The 25084-nt window shown below is 51.4% G+C and carries 29 protein-coding genes, 3 tRNA genes and 1 pseudogene; 18 read left to right on the top strand and 15 right to left on the bottom strand.

What is annotated here, in order from left to right; translation table 11 throughout:
- Window positions 1-10 precede the first annotated feature (10 nt).
- The 4 genes from fliI to fliF are packed head-to-tail and all read right to left on the bottom strand — an operon-like array spanning window position 11 to window position 4751.
- Entirely contained in the window at window positions 11-1381 is a 1371-nt protein-coding gene (gene fliI / locus ABIE10_RS00465; RefSeq protein WP_016153490.1) for a flagellar protein export ATPase FliI, read from the bottom strand.
- On the bottom strand, window positions 1381-2088 hold the full coding sequence (gene fliH / locus ABIE10_RS00470) for a flagellar assembly protein FliH (RefSeq protein ID WP_016156842.1): 708 nt from the start codon (window positions 2086-2088) through the stop codon (window positions 1381-1383). Before fliH ends, fliI begins: the two co-directional genes overlap by 1 nt.
- On the bottom strand, window positions 2081-3076 hold the full coding sequence (gene fliG, locus ABIE10_RS00475) for a flagellar motor switch protein FliG (RefSeq protein ID WP_016153488.1): 996 nt from the start codon (window positions 3074-3076) through the stop codon (window positions 2081-2083). Before fliG ends, fliH begins: the two co-directional genes overlap by 8 nt.
- Complete coding sequence (gene fliF / locus ABIE10_RS00480; RefSeq protein ID WP_429154319.1) at window positions 3069-4751, bottom strand: flagellar basal-body MS-ring/collar protein FliF; 1683 nt, start codon at window positions 4749-4751, stop codon at window positions 3069-3071. Before fliF ends, fliG begins: the two co-directional genes overlap by 8 nt.
- 216 nt (window positions 4752-4967) lie before the next feature.
- Between fliF and fliE the strand changes: the two genes are divergently transcribed.
- Window positions 4968-5282: a flagellar hook-basal body complex protein FliE gene (gene fliE / locus ABIE10_RS00485; RefSeq protein ID WP_016153486.1), complete on the top strand. Its 315-nt coding sequence runs from the start codon at window positions 4968-4970 to the stop codon at window positions 5280-5282.
- A 45-nt stretch (window positions 5283-5327) separates the two neighbouring features.
- On the opposite strand, the gene yedF is transcribed toward fliE, so the two are convergent.
- Both yedF and yedE read right to left on the bottom strand, forming a co-directional pair.
- A complete protein-coding gene (yedF, locus tag ABIE10_RS00490) occupies window positions 5328-5561 on the bottom strand; it encodes a sulfurtransferase-like selenium metabolism protein YedF (protein ID WP_000790504.1) in 234 nt (77 codons plus the stop codon).
- Window positions 5558-6784, bottom strand: coding sequence for a selenium metabolism membrane protein YedE/FdhT (gene yedE / locus ABIE10_RS00495; protein WP_225622987.1), 1227 nt, complete (start codon window positions 6782-6784; stop codon window positions 5558-5560). Before yedE ends, yedF begins: the two co-directional genes overlap by 4 nt.
- A 164-nt stretch (window positions 6785-6948) precedes the next feature.
- On the opposite strand from yedE, the gene yedD reads away from it, so the two are divergent.
- Window positions 6949-7362, top strand: a complete 414-nt coding sequence (yedD, locus tag ABIE10_RS00500; protein ID WP_016153484.1) for a lipoprotein YedD — start codon at window positions 6949-6951, stop codon at window positions 7360-7362.
- A gap of 40 nt (window positions 7363-7402) precedes the next feature.
- Here yedD and amyA read toward each other — a convergent pair whose 3' ends face one another.
- From amyA to fliD, 4 genes are all read right to left on the bottom strand, one after another.
- On the bottom strand, window positions 7403-8890 hold the full coding sequence (gene amyA, locus ABIE10_RS00505; RefSeq protein ID WP_049269548.1) for an alpha-amylase: 1488 nt from the start codon (window positions 8888-8890) through the stop codon (window positions 7403-7405).
- Between the two features lie 68 nt (window positions 8891-8958).
- The gene (gene fliT / locus ABIE10_RS00510; protein ID WP_003030458.1) at window positions 8959-9330 is read right to left on the bottom strand and encodes a flagella biosynthesis regulatory protein FliT; all 372 of its coding nucleotides are present in this window, start codon (window positions 9328-9330) and stop codon (window positions 8959-8961) included.
- Entirely contained in the window at window positions 9330-9737 is a 408-nt protein-coding gene (fliS, locus tag ABIE10_RS00515) for a flagellar export chaperone FliS (protein ID WP_043016778.1), read from the bottom strand. Before fliS ends, fliT begins: the two co-directional genes overlap by 1 nt.
- Before the next feature lie 15 nt (window positions 9738-9752).
- Window positions 9753-11156, bottom strand: coding sequence for a flagellar filament capping protein FliD (gene fliD, locus ABIE10_RS00520; protein ID WP_287108944.1), 1404 nt, complete (start codon window positions 11154-11156; stop codon window positions 9753-9755).
- A 255-nt stretch (window positions 11157-11411) separates the two neighbouring features.
- Between fliD and ABIE10_RS00525 the strand changes: the two genes are divergently transcribed.
- From ABIE10_RS00525 to sdiA, 8 genes are all read left to right on the top strand, one after another.
- Window positions 11412-12905, top strand: coding sequence for a FliC/FljB family flagellin (locus ABIE10_RS00525; RefSeq protein ID WP_200107938.1), 1494 nt, complete (start codon window positions 11412-11414; stop codon window positions 12903-12905).
- Window positions 12906-13067: 162 nt separating this feature from the next.
- Complete coding sequence (gene fliA, locus ABIE10_RS00530) at window positions 13068-13787, top strand: RNA polymerase sigma factor FliA (RefSeq protein ID WP_016153479.1); 720 nt, start codon at window positions 13068-13070, stop codon at window positions 13785-13787.
- Window positions 13788-13844: 57 nt separating this feature from the next.
- Window positions 13845-14396, top strand: a complete 552-nt coding sequence (fliZ, locus tag ABIE10_RS00535; protein WP_016153478.1) for a flagella biosynthesis regulatory protein FliZ — start codon at window positions 13845-13847, stop codon at window positions 14394-14396.
- A gap of 100 nt (window positions 14397-14496) precedes the next feature.
- Window positions 14497-15297, top strand: coding sequence for a cystine ABC transporter substrate-binding protein (gene tcyJ, locus ABIE10_RS00540; RefSeq protein ID WP_016156835.1), 801 nt, complete (start codon window positions 14497-14499; stop codon window positions 15295-15297).
- Between the two features lie 106 nt (window positions 15298-15403).
- Window positions 15404-16390 (top strand): D-cysteine desulfhydrase, encoded by a 987-nt coding sequence (dcyD, locus tag ABIE10_RS00545; protein ID WP_316147380.1) that lies wholly within the window; start codon window positions 15404-15406, stop codon window positions 16388-16390.
- Window positions 16391-16411: 21 nt separating this feature from the next.
- A complete protein-coding gene (tcyL, locus tag ABIE10_RS00550) occupies window positions 16412-17080 on the top strand; it encodes a cystine ABC transporter permease (protein WP_003030474.1) in 669 nt (222 codons plus the stop codon).
- Complete coding sequence (tcyN, locus tag ABIE10_RS00555; RefSeq protein ID WP_003030477.1) at window positions 17077-17829, top strand: L-cystine ABC transporter ATP-binding protein TcyN; 753 nt, start codon at window positions 17077-17079, stop codon at window positions 17827-17829. The genes tcyL and tcyN overlap by 4 nt, the downstream gene beginning before the upstream one ends.
- A 231-nt stretch (window positions 17830-18060) precedes the next feature.
- Window positions 18061-18783 (top strand): transcriptional regulator SdiA, encoded by a 723-nt coding sequence (gene sdiA / locus ABIE10_RS00560; RefSeq protein WP_016156833.1) that lies wholly within the window; start codon window positions 18061-18063, stop codon window positions 18781-18783.
- Between the two features lie 66 nt (window positions 18784-18849).
- On the opposite strand, the gene ABIE10_RS00565 is transcribed toward sdiA, so the two are convergent.
- The gene (locus ABIE10_RS00565; RefSeq protein ID WP_016153474.1) at window positions 18850-19074 is read right to left on the bottom strand and encodes a DUF2594 family protein; all 225 of its coding nucleotides are present in this window, start codon (window positions 19072-19074) and stop codon (window positions 18850-18852) included.
- 19 nt (window positions 19075-19093) lie between these two features.
- A complete protein-coding gene (locus ABIE10_RS00570) occupies window positions 19094-19237 on the bottom strand; it encodes a hypothetical protein (protein WP_418135068.1) in 144 nt (47 codons plus the stop codon).
- A gap of 295 nt (window positions 19238-19532) precedes the next feature.
- Here ABIE10_RS00570 and uvrY point away from each other — a divergent pair, with 295 nt between their 5' ends.
- From uvrY to ABIE10_RS00600, 6 genes are all read left to right on the top strand, one after another.
- The gene (uvrY, locus tag ABIE10_RS00575) at window positions 19533-20189 is read left to right on the top strand and encodes a UvrY/SirA/GacA family response regulator transcription factor (RefSeq protein ID WP_006684079.1); all 657 of its coding nucleotides are present in this window, start codon (window positions 19533-19535) and stop codon (window positions 20187-20189) included.
- Window positions 20186-22018, top strand: coding sequence for an excinuclease ABC subunit UvrC (uvrC, locus tag ABIE10_RS00580; RefSeq protein WP_016153473.1), 1833 nt, complete (start codon window positions 20186-20188; stop codon window positions 22016-22018). Before uvrY ends, uvrC begins: the two co-directional genes overlap by 4 nt.
- A gap of 55 nt (window positions 22019-22073) precedes the next feature.
- Entirely contained in the window at window positions 22074-22622 is a 549-nt protein-coding gene (pgsA, locus tag ABIE10_RS00585) for a CDP-diacylglycerol--glycerol-3-phosphate 3-phosphatidyltransferase (RefSeq protein ID WP_016153472.1), read from the top strand.
- Window positions 22623-22773: 151 nt separating this feature from the next.
- Window positions 22774-22849 (top strand) — tRNA-Gly (locus ABIE10_RS00590).
- A gap of 51 nt (window positions 22850-22900) precedes the next feature.
- Window positions 22901-22974: transfer RNA gene (locus ABIE10_RS00595), tRNA-Cys, on the top strand.
- Between the two features lie 12 nt (window positions 22975-22986).
- Window positions 22987-23073 (top strand) — tRNA-Leu (locus tag ABIE10_RS00600).
- Window positions 23074-23331: 258 nt separating this feature from the next.
- Here the strand turns inward: ABIE10_RS00600 and ABIE10_RS00605 are convergent.
- Together ABIE10_RS00605 and cspH are read right to left on the bottom strand one after the other, a co-directional pair.
- Window positions 23332-23421 (bottom strand): hypothetical protein, encoded by a 90-nt coding sequence (locus tag ABIE10_RS00605; RefSeq protein WP_016153471.1) that lies wholly within the window; start codon window positions 23419-23421, stop codon window positions 23332-23334.
- 65 nt (window positions 23422-23486) lie between these two features.
- Window positions 23487-23699 (bottom strand): cold shock-like protein CspH, encoded by a 213-nt coding sequence (cspH, locus tag ABIE10_RS00610; RefSeq protein ID WP_049040548.1) that lies wholly within the window; start codon window positions 23697-23699, stop codon window positions 23487-23489.
- A gap of 297 nt (window positions 23700-23996) precedes the next feature.
- Here cspH and cspA point away from each other — a divergent pair, with 297 nt between their 5' ends.
- Window positions 23997-24212, top strand: a complete 216-nt coding sequence (gene cspA, locus ABIE10_RS00615; RefSeq protein ID WP_016153470.1) for an RNA chaperone/antiterminator CspA — start codon at window positions 23997-23999, stop codon at window positions 24210-24212.
- 392 nt (window positions 24213-24604) lie between these two features.
- Here the strand turns inward: cspA and ABIE10_RS00620 are convergent, their stop codons facing one another.
- On the bottom strand, window positions 24605-24775 hold the full coding sequence (locus ABIE10_RS00620; RefSeq protein WP_162835200.1) for a YnfU family zinc-binding protein: 171 nt from the start codon (window positions 24773-24775) through the stop codon (window positions 24605-24607).
- 131 nt (window positions 24776-24906) lie between these two features.
- Between ABIE10_RS00620 and ABIE10_RS00625 the strand changes: the two are divergent.
- Window positions 24907-25080 (top strand): annotated as a pseudogene (locus ABIE10_RS00625) (IS30 family transposase); the annotation flags it as partial.
- Window positions 25081-25084: the final 4 nt, after the last annotated feature.

The following is a 25084-nucleotide window of genomic DNA, read 5'->3' on the forward strand; positions in this document are numbered from 1 at the left end:
TCCTGCTTACTCACACACCAGGGAAAATCAGTTCTAACGCGTGCAGAGAATCTTCCCAGTCCGCCCGTTCAAAAATGCCTTGCTGTAAGAATGCCTCCAGTTGTGGCCATAGGGCGATGGCTTTATCCAGCATGGGATCGCTGCCTTTGGCATACGCCCCCACGCTGACCAGATCGCGGTTGCGCTGGAAGCTGGATAGCAGCTGTTTAAAGTTACGTACCCGCGCATAGTGTTGTTCACTAATAAGCGCGGTCATGGCGCGGCTGATCGAAGCTTCAATATCGATGGCCGGATAGTGACCCGCTTCGGCCAGATGACGGGACAGCACAATGTGGCCGTCCAGAATCGCGCGCGCGGAATCCGCAATGGGGTCCTGCTGGTCGTCACCTTCGGTCAGTACCGTGTAAAACGCGGTAACGGAACCGCCGCCGTGAATACCGTTCCCGGCACGTTCGACCAGTGCCGGTAATTTGGCGAATACTGAGGGGGGATAACCTTTCGTTGCCGGCGGCTCTCCGATCGCCAGGGCTATTTCACGTTGCGCCATCGCATAGCGGGTGAGGGAATCCATAATCAGCAATACGTGCTGTCCACGATCGCGAAAATCTTCGGCGATACGCGTGGCATAGGCCGCGCCTTGCATACGTAACAGCGGCGAGACATCTGCGGGAGCGGCAATCACCACCGAGCGTGCACGACCGTCGGTACCAAGAATATTTTCAATAAAATCTTTAACTTCGCGACCACGTTCGCCAATCAGACCCACGACGATAACATCGGCCTGGGTATAGCGCGCCATCATGCCGAGCAGAACGCTTTTACCGACACCGGAACCCGCGAAAAGTCCCATACGCTGACCGCGACCGACGGTTAACAACGCGTTGATGGGGCGTACGCCGGTATCCAGAACGTGTTCAATCGCGGTGCGTTGTAGCGGGTTAAACGGCGGCGTAATCAGTGCCCCGGTTTCGGTGGTATCCGGGGCGGGCAGACCGTCGAGCGGTTTGCCGCTACCGTCCAGCACCCGACCCAGCAATGCAGGACCAAGCGGTAATTGCTTCCCGCTTTGCAGACCTTCTCCGGCAATGTTTTTTGCGTACACGCGTGCGCCGGGCAGAACGCCTTCAACCTCTTCGAGGGGCATCAGAAACAGACGCTGACCGTTAAAGCCCACAACTTCACTTTCGACCTCCTGGGTTTCGTTGCCGTCCTGGCGTTCAATAACGCAGGTGGCGCCCAGCGGCAACTGTAATCCCGTGGCCTCCAGCACCAGCCCAGTGGCGCGGGTCAGGCGACCGTAACGGCGCACCGCAGGCAGCAGCGACATTTTCTCTTCGAAGCTGTCCAGCGTGTTGAGCCAGCGAGTCAGTCGAGTGGTCATTACACGACTCCCGGCGCTGCCAGACGGCAGAGTTCTTGCCAGCGCGTGGCGACGCTGGCATCCAGATCGCCTTCATCGGCAGAGACTTTACAGCCGCCGTGATGCAGCGTCGGATCACCGCGCAGCCGCCAGCCGTGCAGGCTGAGGGTCGCACCGAGCATCTCTTCCACACGCTGGAGATCGTCCGGATGTACGCGTAGCTGCGGTTTACCGCTAAACAGCGGTTCTTGCTGTAACAGCTGTTGGATTTGTTTAATCAGCGCAGCGTTATCCACAATAGGCGTCTGGCCAATAACCTGACGCGCAGCTTCCAGCGCCATTTGCATCAGACGCGAGGCAATTACGCTGTCCAGTGCGTCCAGCGTATTCTGAAACTCGCTCACTAGTTGCTGCATGCGGGCATGGATCGGCGCATGCTGAGCGCGCGCCTGGTTCTGGCCTTGCTCCAGCCCCTGACTCAGGCCTTCCTGATAACCTTGTTCGTGGCCTTTTTGTCGACCTTCCGCCAGACCCGCGTTATAACCTTGCTCATGGGCCTGCAGTTGCAGCTGTGCAAGCTGCTGTTCAAGCTGTTGCTCTGCGGAAAGCTCTGGTTCTTCTGTTTCTTCTGACAGCGGGTTTTCGCTGTGGTCAGCCAGTACGAACTCCGCCATCGGTGGGGCGAGGTCGTCCGGGGTCCAGACTTTCCACGGCAGTTCGTTAGACATAGGTATCCTCGCCGCTGCCTATCACCATCTCGCCGGTTTCCGCCAGACGACGCACAATAAGCAGAATGGCTTTCTGTTCGTTTTCCACCTGCGACAAACGCACCGGACCGCGGTTGGCGAGGTCGTCGCGCAGAATATCGGCAGCACGTTGCGACATGTTGCGCAGGAACTTCTCGCGCAGCGGCTGTTCGGCACCTTTCAGGGCAATCAGCAACGATTCGGAATCCACTTCCTGCAGCAGGCGCTGGATACTGCGATCGTCGACATCCACCAGGTTCTCGAACAGGAACATCTCGTCGATAATTTTCTGCGCCAGCTCGCCGTCGAATTCGCGTACGGCGGTAATAACCGCTTCTTCCTGCTGGGTTTTCATCAGGTTGATAATTTCTGCCGCCGTTCTCACGCCGCCCATTTTGCTGCGCTTGAGGTTCTGGCCATCGAGAAGGCCGTTGAGTACCTCGGTCAGTTCTGCCAGCGCGGCAGGCTGTACGCCGCCAAAGGTGGCGATACGCAGCATCACGTCGTGACGTAAACGCTCGTCGAACAGTGCCAGAATATCGGCAGCCTGGCCCCGCTTGAGGTGCACCAGAATGGTGGCGATAATCTGCGGATGCTCGTCGCGGATAAGGTCGGCGGCGCTTTGCGGCTCCATAAAGTTAAGCGTTTCAATGCCGCTGGTGGTATCGCGGGTTTCCAGAATATCTTCCAGCAGACTGGAGGCACGTTCTTCGCCCAGCGCTTTCACCAGCACGGAGCGCAAATATTCGTTGGCGTTGATATTCAGCGCGGCAAACTGTTCGGCTTCTTGTTCAAATTCGGCCAGCACTTCCGTCAACTGCTTGTTGGAAATCTGGCGAACGTTGGCCATCGCCGTACTGAGCGCCTGAACTTCGCGCGTGGAAAGGTGCTTAAACACCTCCGCCGCGCGATCTTCGCCAATGGTCATCAGCAGGATGACGCTTTTATCGGTACCGGTAAGATTACTCATGATCGTTACTCATCCACTGGCGAATGACCAGCGCCACGACGCGCGGATCGTTATCTGACATTTCACGAATACGCTGACTCATGACTTCTGCTCCCAGACGCTGATTAGTACGACGCTGCTGGGTTTGTTCGTCTTTGCTGAGGCGAACTTCTACCGCTTCTTCGGTTTCCTGACGGACACGCGTTTGTTCGTGTACGGCTTTCGCTTCTTCGCTGCGACGGACCAACTGCGGACGAACGGCTTTCCGCCACAGGATCCACGCCACCAACAGAACCAGCAACCAACGACCTGCGGACATTAACTGATCAATAAAGAACGGCTGTTTCCAGAACGGTAGCTCGCCCATGGAATCGTCGGTCGCCGTGAAGGGAGAGTTCACCACGTTCAGGGTATCGCCACGTTTGTCGGAGAATCCCATCGCTTCGCGGGTCAGATCCTCAATCTGTTTCATCTGCTCGGCGGTTAACGGCAACGGTTTGCCGTCTGGTAACGTTTTGTAGTTGACCACAACAGCCACCGAGAGACGCTGCACATCGCCAACGTTCATTTTGGTATGGCGAATGGTGCGGTCAACTTCATAGTTGCTGGTTTCATTGCGTTGAGTATTGCGCGGGGCGGCATTATTACTGTTATTCGCCGTCTGTGCGTTTTGCGTATTTTGCGCGTTTTGCTGATTAGCGGGTGGGTTGGCGATTGGCGCAGTATTTGCCGGAGCGGGCTGATTTGACAACGCGCCCGGGACGCCGCCTGGTGCTCCGCTACCGACCTGCTCACTGACGTTCAACTGACGAGAACGCAGCACGGCCTGGGACTCATCACCGTTTGGACGATACTGTTCTTCGGTTTGCTCTTTGTTGGCAAAATCCAGCTGCGCGGTGACCTGTGCATGTACGTTACCATTGCCGACAATCGGCGACAGAATCGATTCGATACGACGCTGAACGCGGCCTTCGACGTCGCTGGCGTATTTCAGCTGCGCATCGTTAAGATCGCGGCTACTGGTATTTGACTGGGTTAACAGATGACCCGCCTGGTCGACCAGCGTAACGTTGCCCGGCGGCAAGCCTGCAACAGCGCTGGAAACCAGATGCGTGACCGCACTGATCTGACCTTCATCCAGCGCGCGACCCGGTTCCAGATTGACGGTGACGGAGGCTGAAGGCGCTTTTTGCTCACGCACAAACAGCGACGGTTTTGGCATAGCCAGATGCACGCGGGCGCGTTTTACCGGTCCCAACGTTTCAATCGTACGGGCTAATTCACCTTCCAGCGCGCGCTGGTAGTTGACCTGCTCGCTAAACTGGCTGATACCAAATTTTTCCTGATCCAGCAGTTCAAAACCCACCGCGCCGCCTTTGGGCAGACCTTGCTGCGCCAGACGTAAACGCAGTTCGTGGACTTTATCGGCAGGAACTTCAATGGCGCCGCTTCCCTCAGTAAAACGGTAGGGAACGTTCATCTGCGTCAGTTGGGTGACTATCGCGCCACCATCCTGATCGGAAAGATTGCTGAACAGCGTGCGGTAGTCAGGCGCTTTGGCCCACAGGACCATCGCCACGATGATCGCGACGGCAGCGGCTCCCGCCACAATCAGAGGAATTCTGGGATTCGCGCGCAGGCGGTTTAACCACTCGAGAGGTTTAAGCTGGGTTGCAGTCGATGCTGTCGCACTCATCTCGCACCTCGTGGCTTATCGTGGACGGCGTTTTTTGCAAAGTGGAACAAGACTCACTCCCGGGTCAGCAAACTCGAAAAATTGACGGTCTCATTATTTGCGGTTTCGAATTTTTCTATGCGTTAAAAACCGTGGTTTTTTATCGTTATTTAACGCCTTTATCTTATTGACTAACTGGTAATCTCAACTACGTAAAAAATTATCCAGGGGATCAGAATGTCGGCAATACAGGGGATTGAAGGGGTCATCAGCCAGCTACAGACCACGGCGATGTCAGCAAAAATGCAGGATATGCAGCCACAACCGACCGTGAGCTTTGCCGGTCAACTGCATGCGGCGTTAGACAGGATCAGTGATGTACAAACCGCATCCCGTGTGCAGGCTGAGAAATTTACCCTCGGTGAACCGGGTATTGCGCTGAACGATGTGATGACCGATATGCAAAAAGCGTCGGTATCGATGCAGATGGGGATCCAGGTGCGCAACAAACTGGTGTCGGCGTATCAGGAAGTGATGTCGATGCAGGTGTAGCAAGCCGAACATTCTCCCGCTGCGTTGGGCAACGGGAGAATCGCATTACTTCTGAATTAAATAACGAATCGTTGGACCATCCTGCTGAATATCCAGCACCGTGTAGCCGTGATTACGCGCATCCAGTGGAATATTGTTGATTGACTGCGGGCAATCGCTCACCACTTCCAGAATCTCACCTTTCTTCAATTGCGGCATCGCTTCCAGTGTGGCGACAGCCGGATACGGACACGGCTCGCCGACCATATCGAGGCGATAATCAGGCACGATATTTTTCATACAGACTCCTTGGCAGGCGTTAGCCCAGCGCGACGGAAGAAGCGTTTTTCCCAGCCGATGATGAGCATCAGCGCGGTAAATAACAGCAGATAGGTTACCAGCAGGCCACCGAGCGGACCGAAGGTGTTCAGCAGATTCACTTTGTCCCAATTGGTAGCAAGCGCGGGGGCAAAATCATCCCAGTAGTAGGCCAGAATGGTCGAGCCAATAACGTTGCCCAGACCCACCCACCAGTAATGCACCTGGCCTTCAACGGCGCGGTACATCCAGCCCGTTTCACACCCGCCCGCCAGAACAATGCCGAAGCCGAACAGCAAGCCGCCGATCACCGCATTCGGACCTGCCCACATGATTTTAGGCTCGACGCCCAGTTGCACGTAGCTAAAGATACCAATGGCGCTGACCGCCATCCCGAAGATGATCGCTTTCGCCATATGGGTGCGACCGGAAATCCACAGATCGCGGAAGGCGGAGGTGAAGCAGATTTGCGCCCGTTCAATCAGCAGCCCGAACCCGACGCCGAACAGCATGGCCAAACCAAGTTTGGGTTTATCCATTGCAGTGAGGAGCGCCCAGCCGATCATGGCGATAAAAACCAGCATGCCGAGGCGGAAGCGGCGACGGGCCTGATCTGGCTTTTGCGTTAACGGAGAAGCGGCGGAGACTTTCTGCATTTTGACCGGAATACGAAACATCGGCAGCAGGGTAAAGCGTGCGCCAAACCATGAGCCAATAGCCGTTGCCAGGGCGAAAAACCAGGCGTGTAGCGAGAACTGTGGAATACCGGTGAAGAAAGCGGCCAGGTTACAGCCCATTGCCAGCCGAGCGCCGAATCCGGCAATCATCCCGCCGACGATCGCCTGCATAATGCGCACCCGACTGCGCGGCATGCGTAATTTGACGTTGTTTGCCCACAGCGCGGCAGCAAAACAGCCACCGAACATACCGAGGATCATCATGCCGTCAATGCGGGTCAGGGGTGAGCCTTCGAGATGGATCAGCTTGTAGTATCCCCATTCTTCGGCGTGAACGCCAAACAGTTGCAGGATTTGACCACCCCAGCGAGTGAATTCGCCGGTAACGGCCCAGAAGGTTCCCGTAATGCCGAAATAGTAGGTAGAGAGAATACCCGCTGCGATGACCGCAGGGGCGGGGGCCCAAAATTTAATTAACCAGGCCTGTTTGAAGTGTTGCCATGACATGCGTTGTGCCTCTGAACTCAGAAGGTATGTAACAAGAAGTGTGGATACTACACCGATCAGAATTTTTGACTATGAGTAATAAGAGGTAACACCGTCTGGATCAATCTTTCTCAACCCTGCCGAAAGGCTGGCGACATCAGGCCTTTAATGCCACAATCCCATTTTCTTCGCATGCAGGATGAATGATGAAAAAATTAGCAATCGTTGCTGTATTTCTGGCGCTTACCGGATGCGCCGAAGTAGAAAATTATAACGACGTGGTGAAAACGCCAGCGCCAGCCGGTCTGGAAGGATACTGGCAGTCAAAAGGTCCGCAACGCAGTCTGGTGAGCCCGGAAGCGATTGCCAGCCTGGTGGTAACAAAAGAGGGCGACACGCTGGATTGTCGCCAGTGGCAGCGAGTGATCGCGCTGCCGGGGAAACTGACGATGATCTCTGGCGATCTCACCAACGTGACAGTGAAACGCGAGCTGTATGAGATTGAGCGTGAAGGCAATACGCTGGAATATGACGGTATGACGCTGCAGCGGGTCGACCGCCCGACGCAGGAATGTGCTGACGCGTTAAAGAAAACGCCGCTGGCCACGCCACTGCCATAAGCTATACGCCCCGGTAGCCACCGGCCACCGGGGTTGAATTTTACAACACGTCTTCAATCACCCACACGCTGACGCTACCGCCGTTACAATAAAACGTCGCTTCACCGTTCTCATCGGTGACCACGCTTTCTTCGCGATTTCCCAGATAGTCGCGCCAGGTTTTATTCCCGTAATTCGCACCGAGATTGATGGTCTTTTCCCCGTCATCGCCGTTAGACAGAACAACCACACAGCCGGGATCCTCGTCCGTTCCGCTGCGGCTAAAAGCGATACAGTTAGGGTGATCGAAAAAGAGCGTCTGTACGCCGTGCGCGAAGCGCTGGCGCGCGAGGATCAGTTCATCAAGCTGTTCAATGATCGGCATGTCGATAGGATAGGTTTCGCCATCGCCGCCGGTGTCTTCGTAATGCGCCCCGTAGAGGTCAGGATAAAACACTGACGGTACGCCGTTTTCGCGCAACAGGATCAGCGCATAGGCCAGCGGCTTAAACCACGGTTCGACAGGGGCTTCCAGCGCCTGCAAGGGCTGAGTGTCGTGATTGGCCACCAGGGTGACGGCATGAAACGGATCGGCTTCCACCAGGGTGTCGGTGAAAATCTGACTCATGTCGTAATCGCGTCCCTGACGAGAGGCTTCGTGGAATTTCATCTGTAAAGGGGCGTCGAATAACATGGTTTTCCCCTCCACCTGATTAATGTAGGTTTGCAGCTTGTCGACTTCATGCGACCAGTATTCCGCGACGATAAACAGCGGCTTGGGGGCGACTTCCTGCACGTGCTCAATCCACTCTTTATAAAACCATGCCGGAATATGTTTCACGGCATCTAAACGAAAGCCGTCACACTGGGTTTGCTCCATCACCCAACGCGCCCAGTATTTGATCTCTTCGGTGACCGCGTGATTGCGAAAATCGATGTTTTCGCCCATCAGATAATCAAAATTACCCAACTCATCATCAACCTGATCGTTCCAGCCTTCGCCGGTGTAGTCGTTTACGATTTTAAAAATGCCGTCTTCGGTTGGATTTTCGATATGGTCAATACCGCTGAAGCATTTAAAATCCCAAATGAATTGCGAGTACTGGCCTGCGCGGGCAGGGAAGGTGTAGCGCGTCCAGCCTTCGCATTCGACGATCTCATCGTCTATTTGCGTGCGATCCTCGGCGTTAACCCGCTGGACACGAATATGCTCTTTTTCATCTGCGCCCATTTTGTGGTTAACCACCACGTCGAGCAGTACGGCAATATCATTGTGTTTTAGCGCGTCTATCGCCGCCAGCAGCTGGTTTTTATCGCCATATTTGGTAGCGATGGTTCCCTTTTGGTCGAATTCGCCCAGATCAAACAGATCGTAGGAGTCGTAGCCAACGGAATAGCCGCCGGATGCGCCTTTATAAGCGGGAGGTAACCACACCATATTGATGCCGATGTCATTGAGTCCACCTGCGCGTTCGGCAAGTTCGGGCCAGAGTTGACCGCCCTCGGGGTAATACCAGTGAAAATACTGCAATAACGTGGGATTTTTCATCTTCCGTGCTCCAGAAGTCGTTTGGCCGACCTCTGGAGTATGGAAGATTATTCAGACGAGACGGGAAATTATTGTGGGGCAGTGGGGGCGTCGGGAACTAACAGCATGCCGGAAAGACGGCCATAAGCGTTATTTAGCGTCTTTTGGCGCGTCGACTGACCGATGAGATTGCTGAGTTCATCCAGACGCTGCTGCAACAATGTTTTGAGCAGTTGTTCGTTGTCCAGCGTCTGTTTAATGTACCCGGCCACTAAATCCTGAATACTTCGCGTAATGCCTGGTGGAGTTTGCTCTTCCATGACCACTTCAATACTTTGCAGATAGGTAACTTCCTGTTCCAGTAAAAGGTCCCATTCACCGCGCTGCGCCAGTTCCAGCAGCGAGTGACTGAGTAGCGCGATGCGCTGCCAACGGTTGATAAACTCCACGGCTGAGGTCATTAACGAGACTCCTGGGACGACGCGTTCGGTGAGATCTGTTTCCAGGCATCCGCAATGTTGCCGAGTAACCCTTCGACTTCTTCAATGGCTTGACAATCATTATTCAGATTAGCGTGCAGTAAGCGGCGAACCATATAGTCATACAATGAAGAGAGATGGGTGGCGAGTTCTCCCCCTTTTTCGTGGTCCAGGCCGGCTTTCAGGCCATTATCAATAATATTGATGGCTTTACTTAACGCTTCACCTTTGGCGACGATATCACCCTGCTGCATAAACAGGCGAGCGCGCACCAGGGCGCTGTTCGCACCATCAAACAACATTTCAATCAGCTGATGTGGATTGGCGCTCATTACGGCGCTTTCCACGCTGACCTGTGCATAGGCTTTGGTACCGCTCGCGGTATACATGCTTACCTCGTGTTATCAGGAATTATTCATCGCTGAAAATTGTTGACCCAAATACGTACTGGTGCTGTTCAGCTTACTCATCATGGAATCCAGTTGGGTAAACTGGGCTTTATAACGAGCAACGACTTCATCAATACTGTTGCTGACGGTCAGATACTGTTTAGTCAGCAGCTTTAGGTTGGCGTTAATATTGTCTTGCGCATTATCGATAATGCCGTCATCGGCCAGATAGCTTTTTACTTCGGTGGCAATCTTAGTGGTAATACCGGTCTCTTTGCCATCGCCAACCAGCAGTTCGCGAGTGGCAGCGGTATTATCTTTCAGTGCCTTAGCCAGCTTTTCTTCATCGATTTTTAACTTGCCGGTACCACCGTCCTGTGTAATGCCAATCTCAGACATGGTTTTAAACGGGGATTCGCTGCCGCTGTTAGCAAATGGCGCACGAATGCCGTTTTGAATGGTACGGAGAACGCTATCGCCCAGCAACGCGCCGTTATCGGCGCTGGCCGCTTCACCCGGTTCAACTTCTTTATATTTCGTCAGCGTGCCAAAGGTATCCACCAGTGAGTTATAGGCTTCTACCCAGGCCTTGATCGCCGTTGTGGCCTTTTCATCACTTTTTGTTACCGTGATAGAGGCATCTTTTACTTCTTTGGTCAGTTCGAGCGTGATGCCCTGCGGAGCGTCAGTTACGGTATTGCTTTGACGTTCAATATCAATGCCGTTGACCGTCAATTGGGCATTTTGCGCCCCGACCAGCTGTTTCATTTTCCCGCTGCCGGCTTTGCTGTCATAGGACAGTAAATCGCTCAGTTTTGCGTCGTTGGACACCGAGATGGTCATTTCACTTTCAGTGCCGCTTTCTGCGGTTAACACCAACTGATAGTCGTCTTCTTTAACCTTCACCAGACTTGCGGAAATACCGCTGTCGGCATCATTTATGGCATCGCGAATATCTTCCAGTGAGGTTTCGCCTTTGCCTAATTTGATTTCCAGTGGCTCTTTACGGCCCGGTTGCGAAATCGTAATCGTACGTTCATCGACGCTGGTATCGCCCAACTGCTCTTTAGTCGAGGTAATTTTCGCCGTAGTCGATAATGACTGTGCCTGCGCCAGTTGAGTGACGCTGACGGTGTATTTCCCTGGAGCAGCGCCCGCGGTGGTGCTGACTTTTAAATCTTCTGTGCTGCTGGTGGCAGTGGTGCTTTTAAACAGATCGGCATTGTTCAGTGCGGTATTCGCAGTCTGAAATTTTTCTAATGCACTTTTTAGCGTGCCATACGCGGTCAGACGCGAGGTGTTAGCGCTCTGCTGCTGAGTAATCGGCGTTAAACGCTTTTTCTCAGCAGTGGTTAAGTTTGTCAGCAATGTATCCAGCGGTAAGTTCGAACCAACGCCCAGTGATGTAAATGAAGGCATGCCTAATTCCTTGTGATTGCAAACAGTAGTTAACCGCTTTATCGGCAATCTGCGCGCAAAGTTTAATAATAGTTTTGCAAAAATAATGCGCGGAATAGTGGTGCATATAGAGGGTATTTCAGCGGCTAAGAAAAAAAACGACGGAAAGTAAAAATTTTCTAAAGTTCGAAATTAAGGTGCCGATACAAGGGTTACGGTGAGAAACCGTGGGCAACAGCCCAATAACATCAAGTTGTAATTGATAAGGAAAAGATCATGGCACAAGTCATCAATACTAACAGCCTGTCGCTGTTGACCCAGAATAACCTGAACAAATCTCAGTCTTCCCTGAGCTCCGCTATCGAGCGTCTGTCTTCTGGTCTGCGTATCAACAGCGCGAAAGACGATGCTGCTGGTCAGGCGATTGCAAACCGCTTCACCTCTAACATCAAAGGCCTGACTCAGGCGTCCCGTAACGCCAACGATGGTATCTCCATCGCGCAGACCACTGAAGGTTCTCTGTCTGAAATCAACAACAACCTGCAGCGTGTTCGTGAGCTGGCGGTTCAGTCCTCTACTGGTACCAACTCCCAGTCTGACCTCGACTCTATCCAGGCTGAAATCACTCAGCGTCTGAACGAAATCGACCGCGTATCTGGTCAGACCCAGTTCAACGGCGTGAAAGTACTGGCGAAAGACAACACCCTGACCATCCAGGTCGGTGCGAACGATGGTGAAACCATCGATATCAACCTGAAAGAAATCAACTCCAAAACGCTGGGTCTGGATAGCCTGAGCGTGCAGGATGCCTATACCACTAAACCAACTGCAGTTGGTACTGCTGCTACATATAAAGATGGTACAGATACCTTTGCTGCGATCTCTGGTGCTGATATTGACACCGCTACTGGTGGTACCGGTGCAACGGGTACAGCAACTGTCCAGTTTAATGAAAAAGATGGCAGTTATTACGTTAACGTAACCGGTTCATCTGCTGGTAACGGGATGTATAAAGCTACTGTTGCTGGTACTGCCGTTACTATTGGTGTTAAAGAAAATACAGTAACCCTGGCTGATACTAAAACAGTGACTAAGAACCAGGTTGTGGATGTCGCTGCTACTAAACCAGACACTACTGCAGCAGCAACAGCTTTAGTTGGTGCTGGCGTTGCAGGTGCTACCGCGGGTAATACCACGCTGGTTAAAATGTCTTTTGAAGACAAAAACGGCAAAGCAATTGATGGCGGTTATGCACTGGAAAACAACGGCAAATACTACGCTGCTGATTACGATGCTAAAACTGGTACTATCACCGCTAAAACAGTTGATTATACGGATGCTGCTGGTGTTTCTCAGAAGGCAGCGGTGCAGTTTGGTGGTGTGAACGGCAAAACTGAAGTTGCAACTGTTGCTGGTAAACAGTACCTGGCCTCCAGCGTTAAAGGTCACGACTTCAAATCTGGTGCAGCGCTGAACGAAGTGGCAGCAGCAAAAACCGATAGCCCGCTGGCGAAAATCGACGCGGCGCTGGCTCAGGTTGCTGACCTGCGTTCCGACTTGGGTGCGGTACAGAACCGTTTCAACTCTACCATCACCAACCTGGGTAACACCGTAAACAACCTGTCTGAAGCTCGTAGCCGTATCGAAGATGCTGACTACGCGACCGAAGTGTCCAACATGTCTCGTGCAAACATTCTGCAACAGGCGGGTACTTCTGTTCTGGCACAGGCTAACCAGACCACGCAGAACGTTCTGTCTCTGCTGCGTTAATTTACGCTTACTGCGCAAACCCCGCTCCGGCGGGGTTTTTTACATTCAGCTTTACCCGTAACCCCCAAATAACCCCTCATTTCACCCACTATTCACCCGATTAAAACCCCTGCAGAAACGGATAATCATGCCGATAACTCATTTAACGCAGGGCTGTTTATCGTGAATTCACTGTATACCGCTGAAGGTGTAATGGATAAACACTCGCTGTGGCAGCGTTATGTACCGTTGGTGCGTCACGAAGCATTGCGCCTTCAGGTGCGTTTGCCGGCGAGCGTAGAACTGGATGACCTGCTACAAGCGGGCGGCATCGGGTTATTGAATGCAGTCGACCGATATGACGCTTTGCAAGGAACGGCATTTACCACTTACGCAGTGCAGCGTATTCGTGGAGCGATGCTGGACGAACTACGTAGCCGGGATTGGGTGCCGCGTAGCGTTCGGCGCAATGCTCGCGAAGTGGCACAGGCGATGGGGCAACTGGAGCAGGAATTAGGGCGTAACGCGACGGAAACCGAAGTGGCGGAGCGTCTGGCTATTCCTGTGCAAGAGTATCGTCAGATGTTGCTTGATACCAATAATAGCCAACTCTTCTCCTACGACGAGTGGCGGGAAGAGCATGGCGATAGTATTGAGCTGGTGACGGAAGAACATCAGCAGGAAAACCCGTTACAGCAGCTACTTGAGGGTAACCTCCGCCAGCGCGTGATGGACGCGATCGAAGCGTTGCCGGAACGCGAAAAGCTGGTGTTAACGCTGTACTACCAGGAAGAGCTGAATCTGAAAGAGATTGGCGCGGTACTGGAAGTGGGGGAGTCACGGGTTAGCCAGTTGCACAGTCAGGCCATCAAACGTCTACGCACCAAGCTGGGTAAGCTATAGGGGTACACCATTACCCCTGAACAATGCCGCATTACGAATTGACTACCAGGAGTTCTCATGACGGTGCAGCAATCAAAAAGACGGCCCCTAAGCCGCTACCTCAAAGATTTCAAACACAGCCAGACGCATTGCGCCCATTGCTTTAAGTTGCTCGACAGGATCACGCTGGTTCGTCGCGGGCAAATTGTGAATAAAATCGCCATCGCCCGACTGGACACGTTGCTGAATGAAGCAGAGTGGGAACAGGAGAAAAAAGAGTGGGTGGCGCTGTGTCGTTTTTGTGGTGATTTGCACTGCAAAGAGCAGAGCGACTTTTTTGACATTATCGGCTTCAAGCAATTTTTATTCGAGCAGACCGAAATGAGTCACGGCACGGTTCGCGAATACGTTGTGCGCTTGCGTCGCCTCGGGAATCATCTGACCGAACAAAATATCTCTCACGATCTGCTGCAGGAAGGGTTTCTCGACGAAAACCTTGCCCCGTGGCTGCCGGAAACCAGCACCAACAATTACCGCATCGCCTTGCGTAAGTATGAGCAGTTTAAAGCCCATACGCATATGGGACATATGCAGAAATCCTCCTGGACAGCCAGTTCTGATATATATTAAAAACGAATAAGGTGTAACAGAGTCGTGTTTGTGGATCACGGCAAACGCTTTACACTGTAGTCATAAATGATAGTCACTAATGACAATATTCGGGGTAACTATGAAATTAGCACTTCTGGGACGTCAGGCTCTGATGGGTGTAATGGCTGTTGCACTTGTCGCCGGAATGAGCGTGAAGACTTATGCAGATGAAGGTCTGTTAAATAAAGTTAAAGAGCGCGGCACGCTGCTGGTGGGCCTGGAAGGGACCTATCCCCCGTTTAGTTTTCAGGGCGATGACGGCAAGCTGACCGGTTTCGAAGTGGAGTTTGCCGAGGAACTGGCCAAGCATCTCGGAGTGAAAGCCACGCTGAAGCCGACCAAATGGGACGGTATGCTGGCTTCTCTTGATTCCAAACGCATTGACGTGGTCATCAACCAGGTGACTATCTCTGATGATCGTAAGAAAAAATACGATTTCTCTACCCCGTATACGGTCTCTGGTATCCAGGCGCTGGTGAAGAAAGGCAATGAAGGCGTTATTAAGACTGCTGCCGATCTGAAAGGTAAAAAAGTCGGCGTGGGTCTGGGAACCAACTATGAAGAGTGGCTGCGCCAGAACGTACAGGGCGTGGATATTCGTACCTATGATGATGACCCGACCAAATATCAGGATCTGCGTGTAGGTCGTATCGACGCCATCCTGGTTGACCGTCTGGCCGCGCTGGATCTGGTGAAAAAAACCAAGGATACGCTGGCCGTTACCGGTGAAGCATTCTCCCGCCAGGAGTCCGGCGTGGCGCTGCGTAAAGGCAATGAAGATCTGCTGAAAGCGGTGGATGCAGCCATTGCTGAAATGCAGAAAGACGGTTCGCTGAAAGCCCTGTCTGAAAAATGGTTTGGAGCAGATGTGACGAAATAATCGTCATCTGATGAAAAAAGGCGCCTTTAACAGCGCCTTTTTTTATTTCATTGCGCCTGAACGTGCATAATAAAAGAACATCACAACAACGAATACCGGAGGCTGTATGCCGCTGCATAATTTAACGCGCTTTCCACGTCTGGAATTTATTGGCGCGCCAACGCCACTCGAATATCTTCCGCGCCTCTCAGATTACCTCGGGCGCGATATTTTCATTAAACGCGATGACGTCACGCCGATGGCTATGGGCGGCAATAAGCTGCGTAAGCTGGAGTTTCTGGCCGCAGACGCGCTGCGTGAAGGCGCGGATACGCTGATAACCGCGGGTGCGATTCAGTCTAACCATGTTCGCCAGACGGCGGCGGTCGCCGCTAAGCTTGGCCTGCACTGCGTGGCGCTGTTGGAAAATCCGATAGGCACCACTGCCGAAAACTATCTCACCAATGGCAACCGTCTGCTGCTGGATCTGTTTAATACACAGATTGAAATGTGCGATGCGCTGACCGACCCGAATGCACAGCTGCAGGATCTGGCGACGCGGATTGAAGCGCAAGGGTTCCGCCCGTATGTGATCCCGGTTGGGGGTTCCAATGCACTGGGTGCGCTGGGCTATGTGGAAAGCGCGCTGGAAATTGCCCAACAGTGTGAAGGGGCCGTCGCGCTCTCTTCCGTAGTGGTGGCCTCGGGTAGTGCGGGTACGCACGCCGGACTGGCCGTGGGCCTGGAGCAATTGATGCCAGACGTCGAACTCATCGGCGTGACCGTCTCACGCAGCGTGGCGGATCAAAAGCCCAAAGTTGTTGCACTGCAGCAGGATATTGCCCGGGAGCTGGAACTGACGGCCTCAGCGGAAATCCAGTTATGGGACGATTATTATGCGCCGGGCTACGGTACGCCAAACGAAGAGGGCATGGAGGCGGTAAAACTGCTGGCGCGTCTGGAAGGCATTTTGTTGGATCCGGTGTATACCGGCAAGGCGATGGCGGGTCTGATTGATGGCATTAGCCAGAAGCGCTTCAAAGATGAAGGGCCAATTCTCTTTATTCATACTGGTGGGGCGCCTGCGCTGTTTGCCTACCATCCTCACGTGTAACGACCAGGTAGAAAAACGCTAATGCATGAAAGTATCCAACTGGTGATTGATTCTCTGCCGTATCTGCTCAAGGGCGCAGTGTTTACGCTGCAACTGAGTATCGGTGGGATGTTCTTTGGTCTCGTGCTGGGGTTTATCCTGGCGCTGATGCGTCTGTCGCCGCTGCTGCCTGTGCGCTGGCTGGCGCGCTTTTATATCTCTATCTTTCGCGGAACGCCGTTGATTGCCCAGCTGTTCATGATCTATTACGGTCTGCCGCAGTTTGGTATTGAGCTTGATCCGATTCCGGCGGCGATGATTGGCTTATCGCTTAATACGGCGGCCTACGCTGCGGAAACGCTGCGTGCGGCAATCTCCTCCATCGACAAAGGGCAGTGGGAAGCGGGTGCCAGTATTGGTATGACGCGGTGGCAAACCATGCGCCGGGCAATCCTGCCGCAGGCTGCGCGGGTTGCGCTCCCACCGCTGAGTAACAGCTTTATCAGCCTGGTGAAAGACACCTCTCTGGCCGCGACTATTCAGGTACCGGAACTGTTCCGTCAGGCGCAGTTGATTACCTCGCGTACGCTGGAGGTATTCACGATGTATCTGGCAGCCTCGTTGATTTATTGGGTGATGGCGACGGTGCTTTCTGCACTGCAAAACTATTTTGAAGAGCAACTGAATCGCCAGGAGAGAGAGCCGAAATGAGTGCTATCGAAGTCAGAAACCTGGTCAAAAAATTCCATGGGCAAACGGTGCTGCATGGGATCGATCTTGACGTCAAACCCGGTGAGGTTGTGGCGATTATCGGGCCGAGCGGTTCGGGTAAAACTACGCTGCTGCGCAGCATTAATTTGCTGGAGCAACCGGAGGCGGGCACCATTAAGGTGGGTGAGATTACCATTGATACCGCGCGTTCGTTAACTCAGCAGAAAGGTCTGATTCGTCAGTTGCGCCAGCACGTGGGCTTTGTGTTCCAGAACTTTAATTTGTTCCCGCATCGCACGGTGCTGGAAAACATTATTGAAGGTCCGGTGATTGTTAAAGGCGAACCGAAAGCCGAAGCGACAGCCCGAGCGCGCGAACTGCTGGCGAAAGTCGGGTTAGCTGGTAAAGAAACCAGCTATCCGCGGCGTTTGTCCGGCGGGCAGCAGCAGCGCGTGGCTATTGCCCGGGCGTTGGCGATGCGACCTGAGGTGATTCTGTTTGATGAGCCTACCTCCGCGCTTGATCCTGAACTGGTTGGTGAGGTACTTAATACCATCCGCCAACTGGCGCAGGAAAAACGCACCATGGTGATTGTGACGCATGAAATGAGCTTTGCGCGCGACGTTGCCGATCGGGCGATATTTATGGATCAAGGAAGGATAGTGGAGCAGGGGCCAGCTAAATCCTTATTCACGCATCCGCAGCAACCGCGAACCCGTCAGTTTCTTGAAAAGTTTCTGATGCAATAAATAGTGCATGCAGCACTCGTCGAAATTGTTTTTTGGCGAGTGCTGTTCGCATAACTATTTATAATTATTGCTTTATTATTAACTCCTAATACTGTTACTTCCTGCCGTCGGTGAGTAATGCTCAAGTAATTGACCATTTGTCCGATAATTTGCATATATAAAATACATTTATGTGTTAGCTTGTTTCATATGTTTGGATGATTATCAATCTCAGGGGTATTACCACTTAGTATGCAGGGTCATGATTTCTTCACCTGGCGACGGAGTATGCTGTTACGCTTTCAGGAAATGGCGACGGCAGAGGATGTCTATAATGAATTACAACAACAGACGCAGCATTTAGAGTTCGATTTTTACGCGCTCTGTGTTCGTCATCCCGTACCTTTTACCCGACCTAAAACGTCGCTTCACACGACCTATCCCAAAGCATGGGTGGCGCATTATCAGTCCGAGAATTATTTCGCTATTGATCCGGTGCTGAAGCCTGAAAACTTCAGTCAGGGGCATTTACCCTGGAACGATACCTTATTTCGCGATGCACAGCCCCTGTGGGATGCCGCGCGCAATCACGGTTTACGTAAAGGGATGACGCAATGCTTAATGTTGCCTAATCGGGCGTTGGGTTTTTTATCGGTATCGCGTGCAAGTGTCCGTAATAGTCGCTTTGCAAACGATGAGGTAGAGCTCAGGATGCAACTGCTGGTGCGGGAAAGCTTGTCGGTACTGACGCGGCTGCAAGATGACATGGTCATGGCGCCAGAGATGCGCTTTAGCAAGCGGGAAAAAGAGATATTGAAATGGACGGCAGAGGGGAAAACCTCTTCAGAGATAGCGATAATTCTGTCGATTTCTGAAAATACCGTTAACTTTCACCAGAAAAATATGCAAAAGAAATTTAATGCACCCAACAAAACGCAGATCGCCTGTTATGCCGCGGCAACCGGGCTGATCTGAGTAAATTATCGTTCTGAGTGTCAGACGCAAACCCGGCTGAGAGCATCGCTGTCAGCCGGGTTCTTATTACTGGCGGTAGGCCTGTTTAATTTGCTTAACAGTGCTGGAAAATACCGCAGCCTGTGATTGATCTTCAATCAGCGCGATCTGTTTTTCCATTTTAAGAATCACGCGCCCTGCATCGGCTTGGCCCATTGCCTGCAGCATCAGCGTTAACATGGCTTTCAGGCAGGTGACTTCGTTGGCCAGTTCCTGGTTATTCTCAGCAGTGGAAAAGTCAGGCGTACTCATTTATTTTCCTCGTTATGTTTCAATGAAAAAGTGCGATGTCAAATCTTAAGGCGCCGGAGTATACCATAAGCGAGGCTAAAAATATCAGCGGTTGTTTTCTGCGCAAACATAAGCCGCGGACATTAAAATAAACAACATGTTGCACTGCATATATTTTCTCCATCTGTTGTTTATTTCGAGTATTTTACTCGTTAATTATTGTTACAACTTTAGCTGCCTATTTTGCATTCAACGGACGAATATGAATTTTTTGTCACTATTCTGAAACAGCTATGCAGATATAACCGTGGCAAAAGGTTGCCATAACAGAAAGTTTCCACTCGTCGTACCTTCTAATTTCCAAAAACGAGAGCAAAATCGAAAGACGGCGATTTTTACATTTCAAAGTTGAGATAAAACCCGTTAACATAGGACCGATTAACTATCGGTAGCGTTATCCCTATTCTGGAGATATTCCTTTGATCAACGTTTTTCTTGTTGATGACCACGAACTGGTGCGCGCAGGGATACGACGCATTCTTGAAGATATAAAAGGCATTAAAGTTGTCGGCGAGGCGTGCTGCGGTGAAGATGCGGTAAAATGGTGCCGCTCAAATTCCGTTGACGTTGTGCTGATGGACATGAATATGCCCGGTATTGGTGGCCTTGAGGCAACGCGTAAAATTGCGCGTTCAACGGCTGACATTAAAGTGATCATGCTGACTGTCCATACCGAAAACCCGTTACCTGCAAAAGTCATGCAGGCGGGAGCCGCGGGCTATCTCAGTAAGGGGGCTGCGCCCCAGGAGGTCGTGAGTGCGATTCGTTCGGTTTATTCTGGCCAACGTTATATTGCCTCCGATATCGCTCAGCAGATGGCGCTTAGCCAGATTGAGCCTGAGAAAACGGAAACCCCGTTTGCCAGTTTGTCTGAACGTGAGTTGCAGATTATGCTGATGATCACCAAAGGTCAGAAGGTCAATGAGATCTCAGAGCAACTGAATCTTAGTCCTAAAACGGTGAACAGCTATCGCTATCGAATGTTCAGTAAATTAAACATTCACGGCGATGTTGAGCTGACTCACCTGGCAATTCGCCATGGCCTGTGTAATGCGGAGACATTAACAAGCCAGTGACCGATCAGTTTGATGCCAAAGCGTTCCTGAAAACCGTGACCAGTCAGCCCGGCGTTTATCGTATGTATGATGACGCCGGGACGGTCATCTACGTCGGGAAAGCGAAAGACCTGAAAAAAAGGCTTTCCAGCTACTTCCGTAGCAACCTCGCATCGCGTAAGACCGAAGCACTGGTCGCGCAAATACAGCAGATTGATGTCACGGTAACGCACACCGAAACCGAGGCGTTATTGCTTGAGCACAACTACATCAAGCTGTATCAGCCGCGTTATAACGTTTTGCTGCGCGACGATAAATCCTATCCTTTTATTTTCCTCAGCGGCGATACCCATCCTCGCCTGGCAATGCATCGCGGGGCCAAGCATGCCAAAGGCGAGTACTTTGGACCGTTTCCTAACGGCTACGCTGTACGCGAAACGCTGGCGTTGCTGCAGAAAATCTTCCCTATTCGTCAGTGCGAAAATAGTGTTTATCGCAATCGCTCGCGGCCCTGTCTGCAATATCAGATTGGCCGCTGCCTCGGTCCGTGTGTGGCGGGCCTGGTGAGTGAGGAAGAGTATGCGCAGCAGGTTGATTACGTTCGTCTGTTCCTGTCCGGAAAAGACGATCAGGTATTAACGCAGCTGATCGCCCGGATGGAAAAAGCCAGCCAGAATCTCGAGTTTGAAGAGGCTGCCCGCATTCGTGACCAAATTCAGGCCGTACGCCGCGTGACCGAAAAACAGTTTGTCTCTAATACCGGAGACGATCTGGACGTCATCGGCGTGGCGTTTGACGCTGGCATGGCCTGTGTGCACGTGCTGTTTATTCGCCAGGGTAAAGTGTTAGGCAGTCGTAGCTATTTCCCGAAAGTACCAGGTGGAACAGAACTCGGCGAGGTCGTTGAAACCTTTGTCGGACAGTTTTATCTGCAGGGAAGTCAGATGCGCACCTTACCCGGTGAGATCCTGCTCGATTTTAATCTTAGCGATAAAACCCTGCTGGCAGACTCTCTGTCTGAGCTGGCCGGGCGGAAGATCAACGTTCAGACGAAACCGCGAGGCGATCGCGCGCGGTATCTGAAGCTGGCGCGTACCAACGCGGCGGTGGCGTTAACCACAAAACTTTCCCAGCAGTCGACCATTACTCAACGCCTGACGGCGCTGGCATCAGTACTCAAGTTACCCGCAGTGAAACGCATGGAGTGCTTTGATATCAGCCACACGATGGGCGAGCAGACGGTAGCCTCCTGCGTGGTATTCGATGCCAATGGACCACTGCGCGCCGAGTATCGCCGCTATAACATCACGGGTATTACGCCGGGTGATGATTATGCGGCAATGAATCAGGTTCTCCGCCGGCGCTACGGTAAGGCGATTGAAGAAAGTAAGATTCCGGACGTCATATTGATCGACGGCGGAAAAGGTCAACTGGGGCAGGCGAAAGCCGTGTTTGCTGAGCTGGACGTTCCCTGGGACAAGCAGCACCCGCTTTTGTTGGGCGTGGCAAAAGGGGCCGATCGTAAAGCCGGCCTGGAAACGCTGTTCTTTGAGCCGGAAGGTGAGGGCTTTAGCCTTCCGCCGGATTCGCCTGCATTGCACGTTATCCAGCATATCCGCGATGAATCTCACGATCATGCAATTAGCGGGCACCGTAAAAAACGGGCGAAGGTGAAAAGTACCAGCACGCTGGAGACTATTGAAGGTGTCGGGCCGAAGCGTCGGCAGATGTTGTTGAAATATATGGGCGGTTTGCAAGGTCTTCGTAACGCGAGTATTGAAGAAATTGCAAAAGTGCCGGGTATTTCGCAAGCTCTGGCAGAAAAGATCTTCTACTCGTTGAAACATTAGGCCCTCTGTAGCAACATAGGGGTAATTTTACTGACAACAGATAGTTATCCGTCATATGCAATTTAATATCCCTACGTTGCTCACGCTGTTTCGCGTCATCCTGATCCCATTCTTTGTATTGGCTTTTTATCTGCCATTCACCTGGGCTCCCTTCGTTTGTGCGCTGATCTTCTGTATTGCGGCGGTCACCGACTGGTTTGACGGCTATCTGGCGCGTCGCTGGAACCAAAGCACGCGTTTTGGCGCCTTCCTCGATCCGGTCGCTGATAAGGTACTGGTGGCTATCGCGATGGTACTGGTGACCGAGCACTATCACAGTTGGTGGGTAACGCTTCCTGCCGCCACGATGATCGCGCGTGAAATTATTATCTCTGCGCTGCGTGAGTGGATGGCTGAACTGGGTAAACGTAGCAGTGTGGCTGTGTCCTGGATCGGCAAAGTGAAAACCACTTCGCAAATGGCCGCGCTCGCATGGCTGCTGTGGCGTCCAAATATTTGGGTAGAGTACGCCGGGATCGCACTTTTCTTCGTCGCCGCGATACTGACGTTGTGGTCAATGTTCCAGTATTTGAGCGCTGCGTGGGGAGATTTGCTTGAACAGTGATCGTTTCGGCGCAAATTTCAGCAAACGATCGTCAGTGGTGAAAAATATCGTTGACTCATTGCGTCAGGTAAGTAGAATGCAACGCATCGAACGGCAGCACTGATTGCCAGACGATAACAAAATCAAGTGATTAACAAAGTTACTTGGTGATGCGGGAATAGCTCAGTTGGTAGAGCACGACCTTGCCAAGGTCGGGGTCGCGAGTTCGAGTCTCGTTTCCCGCTCCAAATTAAAGACATCGGCAATAGCGGATGTCGGCTGAAAAGCCAGAAGATTTCGGCGCGTTAGCAAAGCGGTTATGTAGCGGATTGCAAATCCGTCTAGTCCGGTTCGACTCCGGAACGCGCCTCCAATTTCTTCCCGAGCCCGGATGGTGGAATCGGTAGACACAAGGGATTTAAAATCCCTCGGCGTTCGCGCTGTGTGGGTTCAAGTCCCACTCCGGGTACCATGGGAAAGAATAGAATAATCAAAGCAATAAGCAGTGTCGTGAAACCACCTACGGGTGGTTTTTTTGTGCCTGAAATTTCCTGCTTCTCGCTCAGCAAACCTTCAAGATCAGAAATCCCCTGGCTTTCATCCTTTGTGCATCACAGGCATTTGGGGTGTAACGCAGCATATCACCCTGACGGGCGTAACACAGATACGCCAACGCTATTGCAACTCTTACCGGTCTATTTGCACCATCAATATGCGGTGAACTAACAGATTAGATGAAAACAAGCAGAGTCACTATCAGCGTGCAGCATGAGCTCTTAAGGCCTGTCAGCCAGTCGTTGAGATAGATTTTCTGATACATATGAAACTCTCCCTGTTTTGAAATTCTTTTTTATGATTCCAGAAGTCAGGAGGGGCGGCTACAGGTCATGAGAGATAAACGTTCGCAGCCGAGGGGCCTCGAAGACCATTTATTCGACAAAACTCAACGCGTAATCCGGGGATGAGTACTTCTGAGTCACGGAGACTTAAGGCTGAAATGTGAAGCTGTACATCTTTGCGACCATCGGAGGGGGAGATAAGGCCTTTACCGCTCTTGCAGTCAAAGGCTTTGACAATTCCTGTCATTTTACGAGACAAAAAAATTCCTTAAAGCTAATAACGTGTTGCACTATACACATACCCCTGGATAATGCCAGAAATATTTTTCAGCAATCGTGAGATCTGGATAGCTAAAATAAACATTGATTATTATATACGCCCGTGCGTTAATGGTCGCGTCGGTTTGAAGAACAGACAAAATACAAAGTAGTTTACTAAAGCAGTTCTCATTTCAGGTGTTTTATATTTATCCCTTCTTTGAGTCTCCCCACTAAGCACTAAGTAGTTTCTGTAATAAAACCATGTTCGCCGGAAGGCCAAATTAAGGAATACAAAATGTCAAAAAAGATGAATGGTTTAGTAAAATGGTTTAATGCCGATAAGGGATTCGGTTTTATTTCTCCTGTTGACGGTAGTAAAGATTTATTTGTACATTTTTCTGCTATCCAGAGCGATAATTTCCGCACCTTGTTTGAAGGGCAAAAAGTCTCATACTCCATTGAGAATGGTACTAAAGGTCCGGTTGCTGGCAATGTAGTTATTACAGAGTAAATCCTTTTTTTGTCTGTATGCGATAACGAAGAAGGCTAAAGCCTGAGTAGACATACTGACAGAAGCAATGGATGTATTGTTGGGTCAGTAGAGATGAAATGTTACTGATCCGGCATTCAGGGCAATGGTCAGCATATTTCATCTCTCTTTTGCATGAGAAAGTATGCTGACCATTGTGATTACGTGTAGGTCGCTGCACGAAAAGTCTAACCACTTGCTTTGCACGACAACATACGCAAGAAGATAGCTTTTCCCAGATATCACCATATTTTTTATTTTTAAATATGAAAATACTAAACCCGCAGCCAGCGGGTTTTCTGTTATCTGTAGCTTGATAAATATTAAAATACAGAGGTGGTGATTCTGTTCCAGAAATAGAGTCTAAAACGGATTCAGGCTGCTTCTTTTTGGTTTGTCTGGAATACTTTATTGCAATGAGGACAGATTAAAAGAGAACCTTTTTGTACTCTTGAAAAACTGTGTTCAGATTGTTGGGTGCAGTTTGGGCAGGTGCATTTGACAAGATAGTTGCGGCGTGATTTAGAGTCTTTACGTTCTGACATAGGCTTTTCCTTGAGTGGATGAACTTCAACCATACCCTAATTTGTCCAAAAAATCTTAACTTTATGATGTTTTGGATATGTAAATATAAAGAAAAGGTATCGCAAAGAGCCTGATGATAAGGGCGGCTTCCCAAATTTATTTCTGTAATCCTCAATCTCCCTGGCTGCGTGGTTCTAATGAAAATACGAACAGATTGCTCAGACAGTATTTTCCAAAAGGAGCTGGCTTATCGGTTCGCAGCCAGCAAAGAATTAACATTGTTGCATCCAGCATTGAACGCACAGCAAAAAGCGGACGTTTTTGAGCTC

The sequence above is a fragment of the Citrobacter sp. 506 genome, assembly GCF_050434985.1.
In the GTDB taxonomy this organism is placed as follows: Bacteria; Pseudomonadota; Gammaproteobacteria; order Enterobacterales; family Enterobacteriaceae; genus Citrobacter; species Citrobacter braakii.

What these genes read in the sequence shown, in the direction of transcription:
- fliI (WP_016153490.1), bottom strand. Translation starts at nt 1,381, where the DNA reads ATGACCACTCGACTGACTCGCTGGCTCAACACGCTGGACAGCTTCGAA.
- fliH (WP_016156842.1), bottom strand. Translation starts at nt 2,088, where the DNA reads ATGTCTAACGAACTGCCGTGGAAAGTCTGGACCCCGGACGACCTCGCC.
- fliG (WP_016153488.1), bottom strand. Translation starts at nt 3,076, where the DNA reads ATGAGTAATCTTACCGGTACCGATAAAAGCGTCATCCTGCTGATGACC.
- fliF (WP_429154319.1), bottom strand. Translation starts at nt 4,751, where the DNA reads ATGAGTGCGACAGCATCGACTGCAACCCAGCTTAAACCTCTCGAGTGG.
- fliE (WP_016153486.1), top strand. Translation starts at nt 4,968, where the DNA reads ATGTCGGCAATACAGGGGATTGAAGGGGTCATCAGCCAGCTACAGACC.
- yedF (WP_000790504.1), bottom strand. Translation starts at nt 5,561, where the DNA reads ATGAAAAATATCGTGCCTGATTATCGCCTCGATATGGTCGGCGAGCCG.
- yedD (WP_016153484.1), top strand. Translation starts at nt 6,949, where the DNA reads ATGAAAAAATTAGCAATCGTTGCTGTATTTCTGGCGCTTACCGGATGC.
- amyA (WP_049269548.1), bottom strand. Translation starts at nt 8,890, where the DNA reads ATGAAAAATCCCACGTTATTGCAGTATTTTCACTGGTATTACCCCGAG.
- fliT (WP_003030458.1), bottom strand. Translation starts at nt 9,330, where the DNA reads ATGACCTCAGCCGTGGAGTTTATCAACCGTTGGCAGCGCATCGCGCTA.
- fliS (WP_043016778.1), bottom strand. Translation starts at nt 9,737, where the DNA reads ATGTATACCGCGAGCGGTACCAAAGCCTATGCACAGGTCAGCGTGGAA.
- fliD (WP_287108944.1), bottom strand. Translation starts at nt 11,156, where the DNA reads ATGCCTTCATTTACATCACTGGGCGTTGGTTCGAACTTACCGCTGGAT.
- ABIE10_RS00525 (WP_200107938.1), top strand. Translation starts at nt 11,412, where the DNA reads ATGGCACAAGTCATCAATACTAACAGCCTGTCGCTGTTGACCCAGAAT.
- fliZ (WP_016153478.1), top strand. Translation starts at nt 13,845, where the DNA reads ATGACGGTGCAGCAATCAAAAAGACGGCCCCTAAGCCGCTACCTCAAA.
- tcyJ (WP_016156835.1), top strand. Translation starts at nt 14,497, where the DNA reads ATGAAATTAGCACTTCTGGGACGTCAGGCTCTGATGGGTGTAATGGCT.
- dcyD (WP_316147380.1), top strand. Translation starts at nt 15,404, where the DNA reads ATGCCGCTGCATAATTTAACGCGCTTTCCACGTCTGGAATTTATTGGC.
- tcyL (WP_003030474.1), top strand. Translation starts at nt 16,412, where the DNA reads ATGCATGAAAGTATCCAACTGGTGATTGATTCTCTGCCGTATCTGCTC.
- tcyN (WP_003030477.1), top strand. Translation starts at nt 17,077, where the DNA reads ATGAGTGCTATCGAAGTCAGAAACCTGGTCAAAAAATTCCATGGGCAA.
- sdiA (WP_016156833.1), top strand. Translation starts at nt 18,061, where the DNA reads ATGCAGGGTCATGATTTCTTCACCTGGCGACGGAGTATGCTGTTACGC.
- ABIE10_RS00565 (WP_016153474.1), bottom strand. Translation starts at nt 19,074, where the DNA reads ATGAGTACGCCTGACTTTTCCACTGCTGAGAATAACCAGGAACTGGCC.
- ABIE10_RS00570 (WP_418135068.1), bottom strand. Translation starts at nt 19,237, where the DNA reads ATGGAGAAAATATATGCAGTGCAACATGTTGTTTATTTTAATGTCCGC.
- pgsA (WP_016153472.1), top strand. Translation starts at nt 22,074, where the DNA reads ATGCAATTTAATATCCCTACGTTGCTCACGCTGTTTCGCGTCATCCTG.
- ABIE10_RS00605 (WP_016153471.1), bottom strand. Translation starts at nt 23,421, where the DNA reads ATGTATCAGAAAATCTATCTCAACGACTGGCTGACAGGCCTTAAGAGC.
- cspA (WP_016153470.1), top strand. Translation starts at nt 23,997, where the DNA reads ATGTCAAAAAAGATGAATGGTTTAGTAAAATGGTTTAATGCCGATAAG.
- ABIE10_RS00620 (WP_162835200.1), bottom strand. Translation starts at nt 24,775, where the DNA reads ATGTCAGAACGTAAAGACTCTAAATCACGCCGCAACTATCTTGTCAAA.